The sequence below is a fragment of the Shewanella sp. genome, from assembly GCF_013214165.1.
GTDB lineage: Bacteria > Pseudomonadota > Gammaproteobacteria > Enterobacterales > Shewanellaceae > Shewanella.
The window spans coordinates 1-20,788 of the sequence record NZ_JABSSM010000058.1; the positions used below are offsets into that span (position 1 = coordinate 1).

Annotated in this window: 23 protein-coding genes and 1 pseudogene; 15 read left to right on the top strand and 9 right to left on the bottom strand. The window is 47.8% G+C overall.

What is annotated here, in order from left to right; all coding sequences use genetic code 11:
• Positions 1-186: 186 nt before the first annotated feature.
• Positions 187-1,293, bottom strand: coding sequence for a cell division protein ZapE (gene zapE, locus HRU42_RS15210; protein WP_295032181.1), 1,107 nt, complete (start codon positions 1,291-1,293; stop codon positions 187-189).
• A gap of 103 nt (positions 1,294-1,396) precedes the next feature.
• Here zapE and HRU42_RS15215 point away from each other — a divergent pair, with 103 nt between their 5' ends.
• The 3 genes from HRU42_RS15215 to degS all read left to right on the top strand — a co-directional run bounded on the left by HRU42_RS15215 (position 1,397) and on the right by degS (position 4,515).
• A complete protein-coding gene (locus HRU42_RS15215; protein WP_295032183.1) occupies positions 1,397-1,771 on the top strand; it encodes a DUF1043 family protein in 375 nt (124 codons plus the stop codon).
• A 141-nt stretch (positions 1,772-1,912) separates the two neighbouring features.
• Positions 1,913-3,265: a Do family serine endopeptidase DegQ gene (degQ, locus tag HRU42_RS15220; protein WP_295032185.1), complete on the top strand. Its 1,353-nt coding sequence runs from the start codon at positions 1,913-1,915 to the stop codon at positions 3,263-3,265.
• 167 nt (positions 3,266-3,432) lie between these two features.
• Positions 3,433-4,515 (top strand): outer membrane-stress sensor serine endopeptidase DegS, encoded by a 1,083-nt coding sequence (gene degS, locus HRU42_RS15225; RefSeq protein ID WP_295032187.1) that lies wholly within the window; start codon positions 3,433-3,435, stop codon positions 4,513-4,515.
• Between the two features lie 160 nt (positions 4,516-4,675).
• Here the strand turns inward: degS and murA are convergent, their stop codons facing one another.
• The 7 genes from murA to HRU42_RS15260 all read right to left on the bottom strand — a co-directional run bounded on the left by murA (position 4,676) and on the right by HRU42_RS15260 (position 9,472).
• Positions 4,676-5,935 (bottom strand): UDP-N-acetylglucosamine 1-carboxyvinyltransferase, encoded by a 1,260-nt coding sequence (gene murA / locus HRU42_RS15230; RefSeq protein ID WP_295032189.1) that lies wholly within the window; start codon positions 5,933-5,935, stop codon positions 4,676-4,678.
• A gap of 13 nt (positions 5,936-5,948) precedes the next feature.
• On the bottom strand, positions 5,949-6,236 hold the full coding sequence (locus HRU42_RS15235) for a BolA family protein (RefSeq protein WP_144044753.1): 288 nt from the start codon (positions 6,234-6,236) through the stop codon (positions 5,949-5,951).
• Between the two features lie 4 nt (positions 6,237-6,240).
• A complete protein-coding gene (locus tag HRU42_RS15240) occupies positions 6,241-6,543 on the bottom strand; it encodes an STAS domain-containing protein (protein WP_295032191.1) in 303 nt (100 codons plus the stop codon).
• Positions 6,544-7,206, bottom strand: a complete 663-nt coding sequence (locus HRU42_RS15245) for a phospholipid-binding protein MlaC (protein WP_295032192.1) — start codon at positions 7,204-7,206, stop codon at positions 6,544-6,546.
• Positions 7,207-7,292: 86 nt separating this feature from the next.
• On the bottom strand, positions 7,293-7,757 hold the full coding sequence (gene mlaD, locus HRU42_RS15250) for an outer membrane lipid asymmetry maintenance protein MlaD (RefSeq protein WP_295032194.1): 465 nt from the start codon (positions 7,755-7,757) through the stop codon (positions 7,293-7,295).
• 55 nt (positions 7,758-7,812) lie between these two features.
• Positions 7,813-8,595 (bottom strand): lipid asymmetry maintenance ABC transporter permease subunit MlaE, encoded by a 783-nt coding sequence (gene mlaE, locus HRU42_RS15255; protein ID WP_295032196.1) that lies wholly within the window; start codon positions 8,593-8,595, stop codon positions 7,813-7,815.
• A gap of 58 nt (positions 8,596-8,653) precedes the next feature.
• Positions 8,654-9,472, bottom strand: coding sequence for an ATP-binding cassette domain-containing protein (locus tag HRU42_RS15260; RefSeq protein ID WP_295032198.1), 819 nt, complete (start codon positions 9,470-9,472; stop codon positions 8,654-8,656).
• Positions 9,473-9,653: 181 nt separating this feature from the next.
• Between HRU42_RS15260 and HRU42_RS15265 the strand changes: the two genes are divergently transcribed.
• From HRU42_RS15265 to mgtE, 12 genes and pseudogenes are all read left to right on the top strand, one after another.
• Entirely contained in the window at positions 9,654-10,613 is a 960-nt protein-coding gene (locus tag HRU42_RS15265) for a calcium/sodium antiporter (protein WP_295032200.1), read from the top strand.
• A 53-nt stretch (positions 10,614-10,666) separates the two neighbouring features.
• Positions 10,667-11,644, top strand: a complete 978-nt coding sequence (locus HRU42_RS15270) for a KpsF/GutQ family sugar-phosphate isomerase (RefSeq protein WP_295032202.1) — start codon at positions 10,667-10,669, stop codon at positions 11,642-11,644.
• A 1-nt stretch (position 11,645) separates the two neighbouring features.
• Entirely contained in the window at positions 11,646-12,203 is a 558-nt protein-coding gene (kdsC, locus tag HRU42_RS15275; RefSeq protein ID WP_295032203.1) for a 3-deoxy-manno-octulosonate-8-phosphatase KdsC, read from the top strand.
• Positions 12,200-12,757 (top strand): LPS export ABC transporter periplasmic protein LptC, encoded by a 558-nt coding sequence (lptC, locus tag HRU42_RS15280; protein WP_295032205.1) that lies wholly within the window; start codon positions 12,200-12,202, stop codon positions 12,755-12,757. The genes kdsC and lptC overlap by 4 nt, the downstream gene beginning before the upstream one ends.
• Positions 12,758-12,870: 113 nt before the next feature.
• Positions 12,871-13,401: pseudogene (gene lptA / locus HRU42_RS15285) on the top strand (lipopolysaccharide transport periplasmic protein LptA); the annotation flags it as partial.
• Between the two features lie 341 nt (positions 13,402-13,742).
• On the top strand, positions 13,743-14,474 hold the full coding sequence (gene lptB, locus HRU42_RS15290; RefSeq protein WP_295032207.1) for an LPS export ABC transporter ATP-binding protein: 732 nt from the start codon (positions 13,743-13,745) through the stop codon (positions 14,472-14,474).
• Between the two features lie 151 nt (positions 14,475-14,625).
• Positions 14,626-16,104 carry an RNA polymerase factor sigma-54 gene (locus HRU42_RS15295; RefSeq protein ID WP_295032208.1) on the top strand — a complete coding sequence of 493 codons (1,479 nt, stop codon included), beginning with the start codon at positions 14,626-14,628 and terminating at the stop codon, positions 16,102-16,104.
• A 214-nt stretch (positions 16,105-16,318) separates the two neighbouring features.
• On the top strand, positions 16,319-16,606 hold the full coding sequence (gene hpf / locus HRU42_RS15300) for a ribosome hibernation promoting factor (RefSeq protein ID WP_295032209.1): 288 nt from the start codon (positions 16,319-16,321) through the stop codon (positions 16,604-16,606).
• A gap of 2 nt (positions 16,607-16,608) precedes the next feature.
• Positions 16,609-17,052, top strand: a complete 444-nt coding sequence (ptsN, locus tag HRU42_RS15305; protein WP_295032210.1) for a PTS IIA-like nitrogen regulatory protein PtsN — start codon at positions 16,609-16,611, stop codon at positions 17,050-17,052.
• Complete coding sequence (gene rapZ / locus HRU42_RS15310; RefSeq protein WP_295032212.1) at positions 17,049-17,897, top strand: RNase adapter RapZ; 849 nt, start codon at positions 17,049-17,051, stop codon at positions 17,895-17,897. The genes ptsN and rapZ overlap by 4 nt, the downstream gene beginning before the upstream one ends.
• A complete protein-coding gene (locus tag HRU42_RS15315; RefSeq protein ID WP_295032214.1) occupies positions 17,890-18,165 on the top strand; it encodes an HPr family phosphocarrier protein in 276 nt (91 codons plus the stop codon). The genes rapZ and HRU42_RS15315 overlap by 8 nt, the downstream gene beginning before the upstream one ends.
• Positions 18,166-18,269: 104 nt before the next feature.
• On the top strand, positions 18,270-19,631 hold the full coding sequence (mgtE, locus tag HRU42_RS15320; protein ID WP_295032215.1) for a magnesium transporter: 1,362 nt from the start codon (positions 18,270-18,272) through the stop codon (positions 19,629-19,631).
• Positions 19,632-19,799: 168 nt separating this feature from the next.
• Here the strand turns inward: mgtE and HRU42_RS15325 are convergent, their stop codons facing one another.
• Positions 19,800-20,462: an OmpA family protein gene (locus HRU42_RS15325; RefSeq protein WP_295032223.1), complete on the bottom strand. Its 663-nt coding sequence runs from the start codon at positions 20,460-20,462 to the stop codon at positions 19,800-19,802.
• Between the last annotated feature and the right edge of the window lie 326 nt (positions 20,463-20,788).

The following is a 20,788-nucleotide window of genomic DNA, read 5'->3' on the forward strand; positions in this document are numbered from 1 at the left end:
TAGTGCCATTCCCCGCCCCTTCGAGCAAAGAATTAGGCTTTACAACCTCCATCTAATTGATGGAGTAACGAGGGCAGGTGGCGGATTATAGACAAAGATGAGCTAAAAATCACCTAATATTTGCAGTGCGGGTGATTTAAATAACGCCCTACTCTCACTCGGTCTTAAAAGCTCAAATATTTAACCCTATGGCAGATGTTCTAAAGCCAGATAATCATGGGATTGCATCTCGGTTAGACGTGAACGACAACGCCTAAATTCGAAGCTCAACAAGCCCTGGGTATAGATGTCTTCGAGGGAGACTTCGGCCGAGATGATCAGCTTAACATTACGCTCGTAAAACTCATCCACCATGGCGAGAAAACGTCGGGCAATATCGTCGCCGGTAAGCTTATCGCCCATCTGCTTAACCCCACTGAGCAAGACAGTATGATAGAGGCAAGCCAACTCCATATAGTCTCTCTGGCTTCTGGGTCCATCACACAGGGCCAGAAAGTCCAACAGCAAGACCCCTTGAGCCTGTTTTCTTATGCCTATATTACGTCCATCGATCTCTATCCCATCCAGTAACACCTCAGACTCGGGTGCCAACCTGGCAAAATAGGAGAGTAAATTAGTATCGGCCTTAGCATCGAGGGGGAAGTGATAGATTTCCGCCTGCTCCAACGTACGCAGACGGTAATCGATGCCTGAGTCCACGTTGAGTATTTGGCAATGTTGATTGATCAGCGCGATGGCTGGCAGAAAGCGGGCTCGCTGTAAGCCATTACGGTAGAGTTCATCGGGAATGATGTTAGACGTCGCGACGAGCGCCACCCCCTCCTTGAATAGGGCTTGAAACAAGGTACCGAGTAACATGGCATCGGTAATGTCCGACACGAAGAACTCATCGAAACAGATCACCTGATACTTCTGCGCCATCTGTTTGGCAATCGTTAGCAGGGGATCTCGCTGCCCTTTGAGGTTATCGAGATCTAAGTGGATCTGATGCATGAAACGGTGGAAGTGTGCCCGCAGTTTTCTCTCTCCGGGCAAGGCATCATAGAAGGTATCCATCAAGTAGGTTTTACCGCGTCCAACCCCGCCCCAGAGATAGAGTCCCTGAACCCCTGGTTGTTTTGTCCCCAGAAGCGACAATACTCTTTTAACCAGGCTCGGCTTACTATTAATAAGCTCAATTTCATCAAACACACGCTGCAAGCTTTTTACCGCTTGTTCCTGCGCTGGATCGTGTGAAAACTCATCTCGAGTCAAGTCTTGCTGGTAATGCTGCCACGGAGTTAGCTGGGACACGTAAAATAATCTCTTTGAATGCTTAAATGAACGGCTAGATGGTATCATGTCGGCAATAATAATTTATTCGAATTTTTCAGTTCCTGATGTGGAGGAGTTTTATATGGAATGGCCCTTAGTTATTGCAACTTTCGTTCTCGGTATCTTACTAGGTTACGTCGGTCGCACTATCATTGCCCGTAACAGTGAATCCAATGGCAAGGGAAAAGCCTTTGAGCAGACAAAATTAGAATTTAGTCAGCACAAACAAGAAGTCACAGATCACTTCGAACTGCACCATCAACAACTCGCCGAGCTGACGGAACAATTAAACAAGGTCAATAAACAGTGGAATGAGGCGGCGAACATCTTAGCCCCAAAAAACACGGTTAAGCCTCTGGCTACCTTGACTAACCATGGCAGCATTCGAGACTCGATTGACACTCAAGACGATGAACTCAATAGTGAAAATGTCATCATAGTGAACCAACAAAGTTAACCTTTGTTAATAGAAGGAACTTTCATCGCCAGCCTATTGTCGGATTCAGTAACAAAATATCCATAATTGCTTCTTGATATAGCAAAAAATATCCCTATATCCTTAAGTAAGACTACTGAATCCGATATTGGAGCTATATAGATGAAATCCAAATTAAGCTTACTTTCTGCGGCCCTACTAACGGCATCGCTATCTTTGGCTCCAGGCCTGTCTCAGGCAGCAATCCCAATCGCGGTCGAAGGACAATCCATCCCCAGTCTGGCTCCTATGCTCGAGCGCACGACCCCCGCGGTGGTCGCCGTCGCTGTTACTGGGACCCATGTCTCTAAGCAAAAACTGCCCGATGCCTTCAGATATTTTTTCGGCCCCAATGCGCCTCGGGAGCAAGTACAGGAGCGTCCATTTAGGGGGCTAGGCTCCGGGGTCATCATAGACGCAGAGAAAGGCTATATCGTCACCAACAACCATGTGATCGACGGGGCTGACGAGATCCTCATTGGCCTGCATGATGGACGTGAGGTCGAGGCTAAACTCATCGGCACCGATGCCGAGTCAGATATCGCATTATTGCAAATCCAGGCCGATAACCTGGTCGCGTTGAAACGCGCCGATTCCGATGAACTCAGGGTCGGTGACTTTGCCGTCGCCATCGGTAACCCCTTCGGTCTTGGCCAAACGGTGACATCGGGTATTGTCAGCGCCATGGGTCGCTCGGGCCTAGGCATCGAGATGCTGGAGAACTTCATTCAAACCGATGCCGCCATCAACAGTGGTAATTCCGGCGGCGCCTTAGTCAACCTCAATGGTCACCTTATCGGCATCAATACCGCCATCGTAGCCCCCGGCGGCGGTAACGTAGGCATAGGCTTTGCGATCCCTTCCAATATGGTTAACAACCTTATCGAGCAGATCATCGAGCACGGCGAAGTCCGCCGCGGCGTATTAGGAGTGTCGGGTCGAGACCTAACCCATGAGTTGGCGAAAGGCTTTGGCTTAAATACTCAACATGGAGGTTTTGTCGATCAGGTCATGGCCGACAGTGCAGCCGATAAAGCAGGTATCAAGGCGGGTGATATCATAGTCAGTGTCAATGGACGCAATATCAAAAGCTTTCAAGAGCTAAGAGCGAAAGTAGGCACCATGGGCGCTGGTGCAACAGTCGAGTTTGGCTTGATCCGCGATGGTGATAAGCACACAGTCACCGCGCTATTAGATGAAACCAGTCAGACAACGGAAAGCGCCGCCGGCGCCATTCATCCCATGCTTGCCGGTGCGGCATTAGAAAACAGCAAGCAAGGCGTGGAGATAACCGAAGTGGCTCAAAACTCGCCAGCGGCAGCCAGTGGCTTACACCAAGGCGATGTTATTGTCGGTGTGAATCGCTCGCCAATAAAAAATATTAAGTCTCTCAAGGCCAAACTTGCCGATCAGCAAGGCGATGTCGCATTGAAGATAAGACGTGACAACAGCAGCCTATACTTGGTTCTAAGGTAACAATAAAGCAGCATAAAGGGTACGGATAGCCTTTATGCTGTTTCTCATGGTCAGAGAAGTCGATGACCAAGCATTGACAATGCTTGTCTTCATTAATGCTACATCACTTTATCTTCAAGCTTTAAACATGCTAATCTTACGCTACTTTCTCTTTAACACTCTCTGATATGGCCCTTAAAGATACCCTACTCTATCTCGGCAAGGCCGTTTTTTTCGGCCTTATTATGGCGGCAGTCTTTCTGGTAGTGACGCCTTTCTTCGCCAACAAGGATATGACCGGTCTGTTTTTCCAAAACCGGGGGGATAACGGCGTTGAGCTGTCATTTTCCGTGGCAGTTAGACGTGCAGCCCCTGCCGTGGTCAATATCTATAGCCTGAGTATCAATCGTAATCAACCCCTCAACTCAAGTTCTCTACAGGGCCTTGGTTCAGGTGTGATCATGAGCGCTGAAGGCTATATCCTGACCAATTACCATGTCATTAAGAAAGCCGATGAGATAGTCGTCGCCTTGCAAGATGGCCGTAAGTTCACCTCGGAAGTCGTCGGTTCAGATCCGGTCACAGATCTGACCGTATTAAAAATTGAAGGCGATAGCCTACCCATAGTGCCAATCAACTTAGGGGTGCCGGCACAAGTCGGTGATGTTGTCTTAGCCATAGGTAATCCTTACAACATTGGCCAGACTATCACTCAGGGGATTATCAGTGCCACGGGTCGTAATGGACTCAGTTCTGGCTACCTGGATTTCCTGCAGACAGATGCTGCTATTAACGCCGGAAATTCGGGTGGAGCGCTCATAGATACCAGTGGCCAACTTATCGGCATAAACACCGCGGCCTTCCAGATAGGTGAAGAAGGTGGCGGTCATGGCATAAACTTTGCCATCCCAATCAAACTCGCCCATAGCATCATGGGAAAACTGATTAAAAATGGTCGGGTGATCCGTGGAGCATTAGGGATAAGCGGTGAACCCATCAGCCCTGTGATGGCACAGATATTAAACCTACCGGATCTTACTGGTGTGGTGATCACGGGTGTCGATCCTAATGGACCCGCGGCTCGTGCCCAGTTACAACCCAGAGATGTCATCATCCAGTATGAGGGAGAAGATATTCCCGGCGTCGAAATGCTCATGGATAGGATCGCCGAGACTCCACCTGGCAATCAGGTCTCTATGACCATAATACGTAAGGGTAAGTCCTATGATGTGCCCGTGATTATTGGTGAGCATGCCAATAACGAAGAGTAATACCTATTGCTATTGGATACAATAAATTAACATTATTTTCCAAACTCCTTGATGAAACTTTATTTATACACTACTTCGCGAAAAAAAAGCCATCGACACTCAGGTATCGATGGCTTTTAGCTATAACTAGCTTATCTTTTACTATCAAAACATATATTGATTACTTAGTGCGCTCTACCTGCCCACCTAAGCCTTTAAACTTGTCTTCGATATGCTCATAGCCACGATCCAGATGATAGATACGATCGACTATCGTGGTGCCATCGGCTACGAGTCCGGCAATGACCAGACTGGCCGAGGCCCTTAAGTCCGTCGCCATCACTTGGGCCCCCTTGAGTCGCTCAATGCCCTGAATAATGCAGGTATTGCCTTCAAGCTCCATGTTTGCGCCCATACGAATAAGCTCAGGGACATGCATGAAACGATTCTCGAAAATGGTTTCTGTGATGGTCGAGGTGCCTTCGGCTAACGCATTAAGTAAACAAAACTGTGCCTGCATATCGGTTGGAAATCCCGGATATGGCACCGTTTTAATATTAACCGCCTTGGGTCGCTTACCTTGCATATCCAGCTCAATCCAATCACTGCCGGTGGTGATCTTAGCACCTGTATCTTCCAGCTTGGCAAGCACAGCCTCGAGCGTCGATGGATCGGCCTCGACGCAACGTATCTTGCCACGAGTGACCGCGGCGGCGACAAGGAAACTACCTGTCTCGATTCTGTCTGGCATCACACGATAATGACAGCCCTGTAGGGATTCGACCCCTTGAATACGAATAGAGTCTGTACCTGCACCCTCAATTTTCGCCCCCATGGCGATAAGGCAGTTAGCCAGATCGACAACTTCGGGTTCACGGGCAGCATTTTCTATTATGGTTTCGCCATCGGCGAGGGAGGCCGCCATCAATAAATTTTCTGTCGCTCCCACGCTGACCATATCCATGAAGATATGCGCGCCTTGCAAGCGCCCATCGACACGAGCCTTGATATAACCCTCTTCGACGTCAATCTTAGCTCCCATCTGCTCCAAGCCATGGAGATGAAGGTTCACCGGACGGGCACCAATGGCACAGCCACCAGGCAGGGATACATCTGCGGTACCGTAACGGGCTAATAATGGTCCCAAGATAAGAATCGATGCCCGCATGGTTTTAACCAGATCATAAGGTGCACAAAACTGATCCAGAGAGGTGGTTGAGATACGCACTTCACTGTTCTCGCTACGGCTCACTTCGGCGCCTAAGCAGCGCAGCAACTCACAACTTGTGCTCACGTCTTTCAGATCCGGCACATTACTGACAACAAAATCAGTTTCGGCCAATACGCCAGCCATCAAGATAGGCAAGGCGGCATTCTTAGCCCCGGAGATCACGACTTCACCAGCCAGCGCTTCGCTCGCCTGAATTTTTAATTTATCCAATTTAGATCTCGGCTTACATGTTGAATATTTTTTCACGCTTCCATTGTGTCGGCGTGAAGGCATTGATAGTTAGCGCATGTAACTCGCCACTAGTGATACGGTCCATCAGAGGGCCGTATATGGTTTGCTGCTGTTTTACGCGCCCCATGCCATCGAAACACTCGCCGACGGCCACAATTTTATAGTGGGTTCCTGCTTGGGTCACGTGCACTTCATCTAATGAGAGTGCATCCTGAAGAAGCTGCTCGATCTCTTTTAGCTTCTGTGCTTCATTTGTTTGTTCTGTTTCGTTGGTATCCATGGATCTATTTACCTTGTTTTGTTTCTTCATCGAAGAAGTGTTCTAAATTGTATAACGCAATTAATTTCGCTAGCTGATTCGATGCCGCACTGAGTGTTATCTCTCTTCCTTCTCTCTTAGCCAGGGCGATCAGCTCTAAGATGAAAGCGATGCCGGCGCTATCGCTGTAACTCAGTGCCGACAGGTCGATAACCTTAATCTTGCCACTAAGCAGGCGCTTTCTCTTGCCCCAAAGCTTAACCACATCTCCTTGTGAGAGCCGACCTGAGATGCAACACACTGCGTCCTTACAGATAAACTCAACCACTTAGAGTTTAGTCCCATTGGTGTTATTACTGATATGGCCTTTATTGCGTCGCTCTAACTCTAAAATCACCGCATCGATCCCTTTTTGACGGATCAAGTTTGAAATTTCTGAGCTCTTCGATGCCAGCAAACTGACACCTTCGGCAACAAGATCGAAGGCTTTCCAGCTGCCGTCTTTGAGGCGGCGCACCTTAAACATTAACTTAATTGCCGGTCTACCCGGTTCAATCAAGTCAACGTTGACATCGACCATTTTCTCACCAGAAAAATCTTTCGCAGGGGCAAACCTAACGTGTTGATCTGTGTACTCGGTGAACGCCTGTGCATAGGTCGACACCAGATAGCCTTGAAATGCTTTTACAAATCGCTCTCTTTGCTCTTTGGTGGTGGCCTTAAGATGAACCCCCATGACTTTATAAGACGCGTACTTATAATCAATATAGGGCATCAACTCATCTGAGACTATCAGTTTAAGATGGTCAGGATTGGTCTTAATTATGTCAATATCCTGATGAAATCTGGCAAAAGTATTATTCGCCGCAGCCTCAACCATATCGTAGGGGTTCATGGTGTTTACGGCCGAGTCTTCACTATGGGCTGTTGCACTCAATGCGAGTAACAAGAGTGAAGCGCTATACATACAGATGCGATTAAACATTCTCATTTCAAATCCTTGACGCTATAAAAATATATTCGACTATTTATTACAAGCTATCATGCGTTTCTATAGCAGCTTGGCTCAATTCAGGGCTAATCTTTGACGCTATATAGGAACTGACCTATAAGCTCTTCGAGTACCAGCGCCGAGTGAGTATCATCGATTCTATCGCCATCGACCAGCATGGCAATATCATCGTCCATAAATCCTGGAGTCAGCCCTAGAAATTGCTCACCCAATAAACCCGAAGTCAGGATCGACAGACTACTGGTTTCAGGGAACCGATCGAAATGCTTATCCATAGACAGCTTAACCACAGGTATCAGCTCGCTGGGATCGAGAGTAATCGCACTCACACGCCCGACAACCACGCCACCCACCTTGACCGGAGAGCGCACTTTAAGCCCGCCGACATTACTAAACTTAGCATAAAGGGTGTAATGATTAGCCCCGGACTTCACTTCGACATTGGCAACATTGAACACTAATATCAAGAATGCAGCCAGGCCAGATAGTAGAAACAGTCCCACTAATACTTCAATTTTACGAGTTAACATACGCTCATTTCCACTCTACATGCTGAGCCGACTTCAGTCTGCTCAATAAAATCCATTAACGGCCAAACATTATCGCCGTAAGTAAAAAATCTAACGCCAATACCGCCAGGCTCGACTGCACCACGGTCTGAGTCGTGGCTTTACTTATCCCTTCTGGATTAGGAACCACCTGATAGCCTCTATACAAGGCAATCCAGGTCACGACGATGCCAAATAGAAAACTCTTAATCAAACAGTTGACGATATCCTGACGCCACTCTACAGAAGCCTGCAGAATCGACCAAAAACTGCCACCGTCTATGCCTTTCCACTCGACTCCTACGATATAGCCACCATAGATGCCGACAGCGGTAAACATCAATGTCAGCAGAGGCAGACTGACTACGCCGGCCCAGAAACGAGGCGCTATGATCTGCCTTAGGGGATCGATAGCCATCATCTCCAGGCTGGAGAGTTGCTCGGTACTCTTCATCAAGCCTATCTCGGCGGTCAGCGCCGAGCCGGCACGCCCCGCAAATAGCAGCGCCGTCACGACCGGGCCTAATTCCCGTAACAGGCTCAGGGCTACCATAGGACCAAGGCTCTCCTCGGTACCGAAGCCAACGAGAATATTATACCCCTGCAACGCCAATACCATGCCAATAAACAGACCCGATATCAGTATCAGCAGCATAGATTGCACGCCAACAACATAGAGTTGTTGCACAAATAGCGGCAATCCTTTTAAACGCGGCTTACAGGCTATCGCCCCCCAAAGCATGATACCCGCCCTGCCCAAGCCGGTCACCAGGGCTATGCCTCCACGGCCAAGACTGGCTAGACTCTCGGCCATATTCATAGCCCGCCCCTGTCTATATTAGGCGGACACATTGGCGACTTGCTAATATATTTATCTTTCACTGACCGACTAACTCCTCTGCATAATTTGCTGCAGGAAAATGAAAAGGAACCGGGCCATCGGGTTCACCATCAATAAATTGTTTAAGCTGCTCATTGTCGGCGATTTGTAACTCCTCGGGAGTCCCTTGGGCTATCACGCGCTTATCGGCCATCACATAAACATAATCGGCGATGCCTAAGACTTCCTGCACATCATGGGATATCACCACGGAGGTGAGACCCAAAGCAGCAGAGAGTGCTTTGATAAGCTTCACCAGCACCCCCATCGAGATCGGGTCTTGACCCGCAAACGGCTCATCATACATCACCATGTCGGGCTCGAGCGCAATCGCTCTGGCAAGCGCCACTCGGCGCTGCATCCCCCCGGAAAGTTCACTCGGCATCATCTTAGCTGCGCCTCGTAAACCAACCGCTTCTAATTTCATCAATACGATGCGGGCGATAATCTCTTCGGCGAGTCCCGAATGCTCACGCAGCGCGAAGGCCACATTGTCGAACACATTCATGTCGGTAAACAGGGCCCCACTCTGAAATAGCATGCTCATCCGCTTACGCAGCATAAACAACTCCTTGCGGCTGCATCGGTGCACATCTTTACCATCGAACAATACCGATCCCGAGTCGGGAGTGAGCTGGCCGCCAATCAACTTAAGCAGAGTCGTCTTGCCTATTCCACTCGGACCCATGATGGCCGTGATCTTACCCCTGGGAATAGATAGGCTAATATCATCGAAAATGACGTGATCACCGCGACTAAATTTTAAGTGGTTGATCTCGACCAATGAGTTGTTCTTGGGTGACACTTCTAAGTTCATATCGCATCCATAACGTACAAGCTACCTAGGCAAAGTAGACGAGCCTGACAGAAACTGAGCAGTAAATTGTACGTAATTGCGCTAATAGGCACAACTGAATCGACACTATCTTGTAGCAATACTTTCATTTTCATTCAAATCCAGCGAAAATGTCCGCAGACTCATTTTAGAATCGAATTAAATGTTATTGAATATTTTCATGCTTATTGCGGGACTGGGCGTTTTAGTCTGGAGCGCCGACAAATTTGTCTATGGTGCGGCGGCTTTTGCCCGCAATCTCGGACTGCCACCCATGTTGATCGGCTTGACCATAGTGGCAATGGGCAGCTCAGCACCGGAAATGTTCGTCGCGGCCACTGCATCCATGGAGGGCATGACAGATACGGCCATCGGCAACGTATTGGGTTCAAATATAGCCAACATCACCTTGATATTGGGCATCACAGCGCTATTAGGGGCCATTTCAGTACGCTCCCAAACCTTGATGCGGGAAATACCTTTGATGTTGGCCGCCACGGCAGTCGCGGGCTATTTTCTCCATGATGGCCTGCTGACACGCATGGAAGGCGTCATGTTGATGGGACTCTTCTTCATGCTTATGGGTTACCTTATCTGGCATGGCTTAACCAACAAGCAAGCTGACACGCTCGAAGATGAAGCCGATGAAGACATACCGACTGGCGTACCGACTCACAAGGCGGTTCTCTGGCTAGTCGTGGGAATTATTTTACTGCCTCTGTCTGCCGACTGGATGGTTCAAGGCGCGGTAGGTATCGCCAAAGCCTATCATTTATCGGATCTGGTCATAGGCTTGACCATCATAGCCATAGGCACCAGCCTACCTGAACTGGCGGCTTGTGTTGCCGGCGTGCTGAAAAAAGAACACGATCTGGCCATAGGCAATATTGTCGGTTCAAACCTGTTCAATATCCTCGCGGTACTCGCCCTACCGGCGTTAATCGCGCCTGGGGAAGTAGACGCGGCGGCCAGTACCAGGGATTTCTATATGGTAATGGCCACAAGTAGCGCACTTGCCATACTCATTTTACTGAGTGGTCGTGCAAGAGCATTAAAGCCTTGGCATGGAGGCGTGTTACTCTTGACCTTTATCTCGTATCAACTCGTCCTTTTTCTTGCGTAACAAGACTTATATGGCATGGTATTACATCAGACTGAACCAACAGAGAGAGCAAAATGCTAGATGTAAATAAATTACGCCAATGGGGCAAAAACGTTATCGATATCGAGCGAAAAGCTCTCGATAACTTATACCAGTATGTAGATTCTGCCGAGTTTGCTACCGCGTGTAAATTGATCTTTGAGTGCACCGGTAAGGTCATCGTCATGGGGATGGGCAAGTCTGGCCATATAGGCAATAAAATTTCTGCTACCTTTGCCAGCACAGGCACACCGGCATTTTTCGTACATCCCGGTGAAGCCAGTCATGGCGATCTGGGTGTGCTCAGTGAGAACGATATCATCTTAGCCATCTCCAATTCAGGAGAAGCCTCAGAAATCTTAACCTTGATGCCGGTCATTAAACGTATGGGCCTGCCTATCATAGCGGTAACGAGTAAGCCAAATTCCACCATGGCTAAACATGCTATCGTGCATCTGTGCATCGAAGTGCCCGAAGAAGCGTGCCCCCTTGGGCTTGCTCCCACCTCTAGCACCACGGCGACCTTAGTCATGGGCGATGCCCTCGCCGTGGCATTGCTACAGGCGAGAGGGTTTACCAAGGATGATTTCGCCCTATCACACCCAGGTGGAATGTTAGGCCGAAAATTACTGCTTAAAGTCACTGATGTCATGCATAAAGGGGCCGATCTTCCCCTGGTCAAACAGAATATCTGCGTCACAGATGCCCTCTATGAGATTTCTAATAAAGGCCTGGGCATGACGGCGGTTACCGATGATGCCAACAAGTTGGTGGGTATTTTTACCGACGGCGATCTCCGCCGGGTCATAGATGCTCAGGTCAACCTGAGAGAGACATCTATCGCAGATGTGATGAGTAAAGCCTGCATCACCATCTCTGAAGGGATTTTGGCCGCCGAAGCACTGAAAGTGATGGACGAAAATGATATCAATGGCCTTATCATAGTCGATGATAACAACACACCTATAGGTGCATTAAACATGCTAGATATGGTTAAGGCGGGAGTAATATAAAATGAATCAATCCCATCAGAGTTTTTATGGTCCTGTTGCAGACGAGGTTTGGCAGAAGGCCAAGCAGATAAAACTGCTCATCTGCGATGTAGATGGCGTGTTTTCCGACGGTCTGGTTTACATGAGTAATGCCGGTGAAGAACTGAAGACCTTCCACACCCGAGACGGATACGGGGTGAGATCTCTGCTCACCAGTGATATTCCTGTGGCGATCATCACAGGGCGTAAGTCTCAGATAGTTGAAGACCGCATGACAGCACTGGGCATCAAGCATATATACCAAGGTGTGGACAACAAGTTAGTGCCATACCAAGCGTTACTCTCCTTATATGATGTGACCCCTGAACAGGTGGCTTACATCGGCGATGATATGGTTGATCTGCCAGTCATGAAACTCGTAGGGCTTTCTGTCTGCGTCGCCGATGGGCACCCTTATGTGAAACAAGCTGCCGATTTTGTCACTAGTATCAAAGGCGGACATGGGGCCTTACGAGAGTTAACGGATCTGTTACTTCTCTGCCAAGATAAATTCGATACCGCACACGGCATGAGTATATGAATAGAGCGACTCTGGCCATCATAACGTTCTTCGGCATGGCCTTGCTGCTGTATTGGCAGGTGCAATCCAAGAAAAGCGATGAAGAGGTGTCTATCGATGTCAGCTTAAGACCAGATTATATTGCCGATGATCTACGTAGTGTCGATTTTAATGAGTTAGGTTTAGTCAGTAACCGAGTCACAGCGACCCATATGGAGCATTTCGATGAGGCCAATATGACCTATTTCACTCAGCCCATATACCTGATCTATCCCGACGGAGGTCAAGCCAAATGGCGCCTGCAATCGACGATGGGGACACTCAATAAAAAATCAGGCAAAGTCGTTCTCGAGAACAATGTTATTATCGATTCCATAAGCCCTGAAGAACCGATACAAACCATGAAAACCAGTTACCTGGAATTAGATCTCAATACCATGGTCATGACCTCAGATCGTGTGGTTTACATCACAGGTAATGATTTTATTATCCAAGGTGTGGGTTTATTCGGTGATCTTAACGCCCAGAAAGTACAATTATTGAGTAAGGTTAAAGGGGTATATGAGGTCAATTAACTTGTTTTTTTGCTAGCCCAAGCCATCTTTACAAGATTATCAGGCTCAAAAGACCCTATACCTATGCTCCATATGAGTTGTGAACAAGACAAGTACGCCATTTGAAGGACGATATGAACAAACATAACTTAATCATTGTTGCTCTACTGTGTATCACCAGTTTTAGTGGTATGGCAAAGCAAGATGATCTTATGCAAGAAGTGAAAATCTCGGCAGCGAGTCAGGAAGCCGATATCAAGAATAATCAGATGATCTTTTTTGGTCCCGTGGAAGTGACTCAGGGATCGATCAAAATTTTGGCCGACGAACTCAGAGCCACCTCTAAAGAAGATGGCGGTGGCAAAATACTTATCGCCATCGGCAATCCCGCGACCTACTCCCAGATAATGGAAGATGGACGCCCGGCTTCTGCCAGTGCCAAAGAAATTAGGTATGAGCTATCGAGCAGAACCTTAACCTTGGTAGGCAATGCCACCCTGGAGCAAGATGGTAGCCGAGTGACTGGTAATATGATCCGCTACAACATAGCTAAGCAACAGTTGATAGCAGAGAGCATAGGCAATGAGAGGGTTATCACCATTATTCAGCCAGAAAGCTATCAGGAAACCAGTCAAGATAAGACGCAGGAACAGCCCAAAGAACAAGCAGCAGCTGTAGAGCTGCTGCCGACTCAGCTACCTGCGATCGAGCCTAATGAAACCAATAAGCAAGATACCATGTCGCCGACTCAGCTCCCCGTGATCGAGTCGGGTGAAACCAATAAGCAAGATACCATGTCACCGACTCAGCTCCCCGTGATCGAGTCGGGTGAAACCAATAAGCAAGATAATATGTCACCGACTCAGCTCCCCGTGATCGAGTCGAGTGAAACCAATAAGCAAGATACCATGGCACCGACTCAGCTCCCCGTGATCGAGTCGGGTGAAACCAATAAGCAAGATACCATGTCACCGACTCAGTTACCGGTCATAGGGCAGGAAAAACAATGAGCCAGATGACGCTAAAGGCAGTCAACCTTGCCAAAAGTTATAAGAATAGAGCCGTAGTTCAAGATGTCAGTATCACAGTCAAGACCGGACAGATAGTCGGCTTGCTAGGCCCCAATGGCGCGGGAAAAACTACCACTTTCTACATGATCGTAGGCTTAGTACAGAGTGATAAGGGCAGGATCTTAATCGATGATGATGATCTGACCTTAGACCCTATGCACCTACGGGCAAGAAAAGGCATAGGTTACCTGCCTCAAGAGGCAAGCATCTTTAGGAAGTTATCGGTTCGGGATAACATAATGGCGGTGTTACAGACACGTTCAGATATAGATAACAACGCCCGGGAAGAACAACTCGAGAGCCTGCTGGAAGAGTTTCATATTACCCATATACGAGACAGCCAGGGCATGTCACTCTCGGGGGGTGAACGCAGACGCGTCGAGATAGCCAGAGCCTTGGCTGCTAACCCTAAGTTTATTCTCCTCGATGAGCCCTTTGCAGGCGTGGATCCTATTTCGGTTATCGACATTAAAAAAATCATCCAACAGCTTAAGAGTCGCGGCTTAGGTGTACTGATAACCGACCATAATGTGCGTGAAACTTTAGACGTATGTGAACGCGCTTACATAGTCAGTCATGGCAATTTAATCGCAGAAGGTACCCCCGCCGAGATCTTGGACAATAAGCAAGTACGCGCTGTGTACTTAGGTGAACAATTCAAGCTATAGTTAATCAAGATACTCATTCTTAGCGCGTATTAAGGATGAGTATTTATCGACACTCGGCTTAGTCGGCTCAAGGTACAGGGGCTCAGAGAAACCCAAACATGTCAAAGTAGGCTTTCTCATTTTATAATAACAATGAAGGGAATAGCGGTAAATGAAAGTGTCACTCCAGCTAAAAATGGGTCAGCAGTTAACCATGACACCACAACTGCAGCAGGCTATACGTCTATTGCAACTATCGTCGCTGGAACTGCAACAAGAAATCCAACAAGCGTTAGATTCCAACCCCCTTCTCGAACTGGATGAAGAACAGGTTGACCCCCCGGTCAATGGGGAAGATAAGACAGTCGAGGCTGATGATTTTAGCGCAACGGCCGACAGCGATGGTCCTATCGATAGTTCGGCAATAGAAACCCCCGAGGCCTTGACGCAAGATTCAATGTCAGAAGATTTCCCCACGGACACCACCTGGGATGAAGTCTATACCGCGTCTTCGAACTCGAGCTCGGGCGCCATGCGCGACGACGATATGCCTTTCCAAGGTGAGACCAGCGAAGGTTTATATGAGCATCTCGAATGGCAGAAGAATCTCACGCCATTTTCTGATAACGATCTCGCCATAGCGACCGCCATCATAGAAGCCATCGATGAGAGGGGTTATCTTACCCAGAGTATTGAAGATATCCTCCAAGCCATGGGAGACCCTGAAATTGAACAGGATGAAGTCGAAGCCGTACTCAAACGAGTCCAACACTTCGATCCTATCGGCATAGCGGCTAGAGACCTCAGCGAATGCCTCTTGATTCAACTGACACAATACGCCGATACGACACCCTATATAGACAATGCTAGGCTACTCATCAGAGACCATCTGGATCTGATCGCAGGGCGTGATTTCCGCCAGTTAATGCGTAAGACTAAACTTAAGGAAGATGATCTCAGGGTCGCCATCGAATTAATCCAAACCCTGAATCCACGACCAGGACTCGCCATTACCCCAGGCAAGGATGAATATGTCATCCCAGATGTCACAGTGACCAAGAAGAAAGGTCGCTGGATAGTTGAGCTAAATCCGGACAATATGCCGAAGATCAATGTCAATCAACATTACGCGTCCATGGTAAAAAGCACCAAAAACCAGGCGGATAGCCAGTTCATCCGTGGCCACCTGCAAGAGGCTAAGTGGTTTATAAAAAGCTTAGAGAGCCGCAACGAGACCTTACTGAAAGTCTCAAATTGTATCGTTAAATTCCAACAGGGCTTCTTCGAATTCGGTGAAGAAGCCATGAAACCTATGGTACTGAACGACATAGCCGAAGCCGTAGAGATGCACGAATCCACCATATCCCGCGTCACCACACAAAAATATATGCATACTCCAAGGGGCATATTTGAGCTGAAATATTTTTTCTCCAGCCATGTGAGGACCGATGATGGCGGCGAGTGCTCATCTACCGCCATTCGTGCTTTTATAAAGAAGCTGGTTGCGAGCGAAAATCAACAGAAACCACTCAGCGACAGTAAGATGGCTTTATTATTAGCAGAGCAGGGAATTCAGGTCGCCAGACGCACCATAGCTAAGTATCGTGAAGCCATGTTGATTCCACCATCGAATCAACGCAAGAGTTTATAGCCAAGGAAATAAAGCTCGTAACCGAAATAGAAAAATCTACTTTAGTCACGACTTGGTTAGTTCATGCTGATCGCTAACCACCAGCAGCAGCCTGCAGTCGATAATTATTAGGCTAAACTGCTGGTATAACAGGGAATTATGTTGTGGGTTAAATCCCGAAAGATTTAGCTTCAATCAAGCTAAGCGTTAAATTGGACACTGGAGGAGTATTTGTATGCAAATAAACCTAACTGGGCACCATATAGAGATCACTAGCTCGCTAAGGCAATATGTCGAAGAAAAGTTCACTAAGCTTGAACGACATTTCGATCAGATCAATAATGTACACGTTATTTTAAATGTTCAGAAAATGCAGCAAAAAGCCGAAGCCAAACTCCACCTTGCTGGTGGTGAGGTTTTCGCTAGGTCAGAGAACGCTGACATGTACGCCGCTATCGACTCCCTGATTGATAAGCTCGACCGTCAGGTTATTAAACACAAAGAGAAGCTAACAAAACATTAATAATGGAATTAAGCACCATCCTGCAGCCGGAATGTACCACTTGCGCCACTCCGGGCAGTAAGAAAAAGGTACTGGAACTCATCAGCGATCTTGCCGCTGTCCAGTACCCAACCCTATCTTCACAAGAGATTTTTGAAAGTCTGTTGGCGAGAGAAAAAATGGGAAGCACAGGTATAGGTAATGGTATTGCGATTCCTCATGGTAAGCTGAGCAATATCAGTCAACCGGTTGCTGTATTAATCAAGTGTGAAGAGCCTATCTCCTTCGACGCCATTGATAAGCAACCTGTTGATATACTATTTGCACTTTTAGTCCCTGCGGATCAATGTGAGCAGCACTTGAGTACCCTGTCATCCATGGCCGAGAAACTCAATAACAAGCTTATTGTGAAACAGTTACGAAAAACTCATGATGAGTCAGAACTCTATCAGGTGATAACACAATGAAACTGGTGATGGTATCCGGGCGTTCCGGTTCGGGAAAATCTGTCGTACTCAGGGTCTTAGAAGATCTTGGCTACTACTGTGTCGATAATCTGCCTCTGCCGTTAATGGATACCTTGCTCGAGCAACTCAAGGGCAGTACAGAACTGGTTGCCATCAGTGTCGACGTGCGTAATATGCCAGGGCAAGATAAGGAGCTGGAGAAGCAGCTTGCTAACCTCCCCGAAGGCACCGAACTACTCAGCTTCTTCTTGAACTCGAGCGATGAAGTGCTGCTGAAGCGTTACAGCGAAACCCGAAGATTACACCCTCTATCCCGCACCAATGCATCACTTAAAGAGGCGATAGAGCATGAAAGAAAACTGCTCGAACCCGTATCCAAGATGGTCGACCATTATCTAGATACATCCAACTTCAACATCTACGACCTGAGTGATAAGATCCGTGAAATCCTGCTGGGCAGTGTCGATAAAGAGCTGGTGATTAACTTCGAGTCTTTTGGCTTCAAATACGGCATGCCCGCCGAGGCTGACTTCATGTTTGACGTTCGTTTCTTGCCAAACCCCCATTGGGAGCCAGAGCTAAGATCCATGACTGGGCTAGATGAGCCGGTGCAACTGTTTTTTAGTCAACAACCCACAGTCAATAAGTTTATCTGGCAAATAGAAAACTTACTGGCAACCTGGTTACCTCAGCTGGAAAGAAATAACCGTAGCTACCTTACCATCGCCATAGGTTGTACCGGTGGACAACATAGATCGGTTTATGTCGCTGAGCAATTGGCTAAGTTATTCAGTAACAGTAAGCATAAGATCCAGGCCCGCCATCGCGAATTGAGCAATGACTAGATTAGAACGTCAGGTCACCATATGCAATAAACTCGGCCTCCATGCCCGCGCCGCAACCAAACTCGCCATCCTGGCGTCCGAGTTTGATGCCGAGATAACCATAGTGCAGGGACAGAAGCAGGCCTCGGCTGCCAGTGTGTTAGGCTTATTGATGCTCGAAACTGGCATGGGGAAAACCATCACACTCCTCGGTGAAGGTCAGGATGCCGATGCCGCACTCGATGCGATATGCGCACTGGTCGATGCCAAATTCGATGAAGCCAGTTAATTCTAACCTTTCACTCACGCCATATTCGCCCTTTCTTTTACACATTAGCGAGTTAGCTCTAGCCTAACGCAAACAGTCAAATCACCACCAAGGGAGGGTCCACTATGCCAAGAGAAGTACTAGACAGTGAAACAACAGATCAACGTCTAAATCAGCTCACCCAAGCCCTTAGTAGTGGTATGTTTGTCCATGTCAGAAACATGCTCCATGATATGGCAGCATCGGATGTGGCCTTTATTTTAGAATCCTCTCCGCCAAGAACGCGTCAGGTGTTGTGGCAGCTTATCGATCTGGATCATACCGGTGAGATCTTAGATGAGCTGGGTGAGGAGCTAAAAGATAACCTCATCAAACAGATGACACCAGAGCGAGTCGCCAAAGCCGCACAAGGCATGGATACCGACGATCTGGCTTATATTCTGCGTAGTTTACCGGACAGTGTCTTCAATAAAGTACTCCTGTCCATGAGCAGCCAAGACAGGACGAGAGTCGAACAAGCGCTGTCCTACCCAGAAGACACCGCTGGCAGTATCATGAATACCGATACCGTCACCCTACGCCCCGACGTCAACATAGATGTGATACTGCGTTATCTTAGAATTCGTGGAGAGCTACCGGAAGCGACTGACACCCTATATGTCGTCGATAAACGTGACAACTTGCTCGGCGGCGTGCGGATTTCAGATCTGCTCACCTGTAACCCAAACGCCTCTGTCAGAGACATTATGGCATCGGATCTAGAGGGCATTCCTGTTGGCATGAATGACAGCGACGTCGCACAACTATTTGAACGACACGATTGGCTCTCAGCACCTGTGATCGGCGAAGATAATCAACTACTGGGCCGAATAACCATAGATGATGTCGTCGATATCATCAGGGAAGATGCCGAGCATTCCATGATGGGCATGGCGGGTATGGATGAGGATAGCGATACCTTTGGCCCGGTCTTGAAGAGTACGCTACAGCGCTCTCTATGGCTGAGCATCAACTTATTTGCCGCCCTCTTGGCTGCGTCTGTCAGTAATATGTTTGAGGGCACGCTGGAACAATTTGCCACCATAGCGATACTGATGACCATAGTGCCGAGCATGGGGGGCGTCGCCGGCAATCAGACCTTAGCCCTGGTCATTCGAGGCATTGCACTGGGCCAAATAGGACAGAGTAACTCTCGCTGGCTGATTGGCAAGGAGCTGGCCATCGGCTTCCTCAATGGCTTATTATGGTCAGTATTGGTATTTGCGGCAGTGTGGCTGTGGAAAGGTGATATCACCTTAGGTGCCCTCATAGGCGGAGCCATGCTGATCAATATGACAGTGGCAGGTTTTGCCGGTGCCAGTATTCCCTTGCTGCTTAAAAAAATGAATATCGACCCGGCTCTCGCCGGCGGCATGGTGTTAACCACAGTCACTGATGTGATTGGCTTGTTTGCCTTCCTCGGGCTAGCCACCTTCTTCCTACTGTGAATAAAAACTTAAACAAGTGGTGGGGGGCACGCAAGTAACCATAAGATAAATTTAGCCTAATCGGTTTGCGTATTTTGGATGATGATCAGCGCATAATTAGCCCCAACAGATGGATAAAAAGGCTCCAGAGGAAGCCTTTTTATCATCCTTCAAAAACAAGAATTCACCTTAAGGCAGTGGACTCAAGATAATCTCCACACGGCGATTCTGCGCCCGGCCTTCTGCGGTGGCATTGCTCGAGATAGGTCTAGCTTCACCTATGCCTTCAGACTTAACTCTGGCATATTCCACGTTCTGAGCCACAAGATAATTGCCCACTTCGATGGCACGAATTTTCGATAAACGCAGATTATATGACTCAGACCCTGAACTGTCCGTATAACCCAATATATTGAGTTGAGTCTGATCATACTCTTTAGCCACTAGTGCCACGCTATTAAGCACCTTTTTAGCGCCAGGATTGAGATGGACCTCATCGACTCCGAAAGTGACTTCATTGGGCATAATCAACACAATATTGTCACCACTACGAGTCACGCTGACACCGGTTGATTGTAACTGCTCACGCAACTCTGCTTCCTGAACATCCATGTAATAACCGATACCACCACCCAATGCAGCACCCGATGCAGCACCGATTAATGCTCCCTTACCACGATCACTCTTACTTGAAGAGGCGACACCGATTGCCGCCCCGGCAATCGCACCAATAATAGCTCCGTTTGTTGCCTTAGCGTTTTGGCTTTCATTGGTATAAGGATTAGTCACCTGACAACCTGCAACTAAGATACTAGTAGCAAGAACAGCGACACTCAGTACTGACATATTCATTTTTTTTATCACATAGAACTCCAGAACATCTTGAAAAATTTGCACTCAAGATATAAAACAGGGTAAATATCGTTTACATTTTGTAAATCGAATGGTGTGCAGTATATAAACTCCCGATGAATAAACAAATGCTCATCGGCTAACCGTTCATTAATTCAGCTTAATATTAGTTCATGATGCCCCGAATGCATCGACTAGTTACTCAGTCGACATTTTTATACATGTAAATGAGATAATTCTCGGCCCTAAAAAACAATAGGTAAAGTACCCTGAGGTCAAAACTCTTAATCGTTGAAGATTATCAAGATGACGCGGGAATGCTTGCC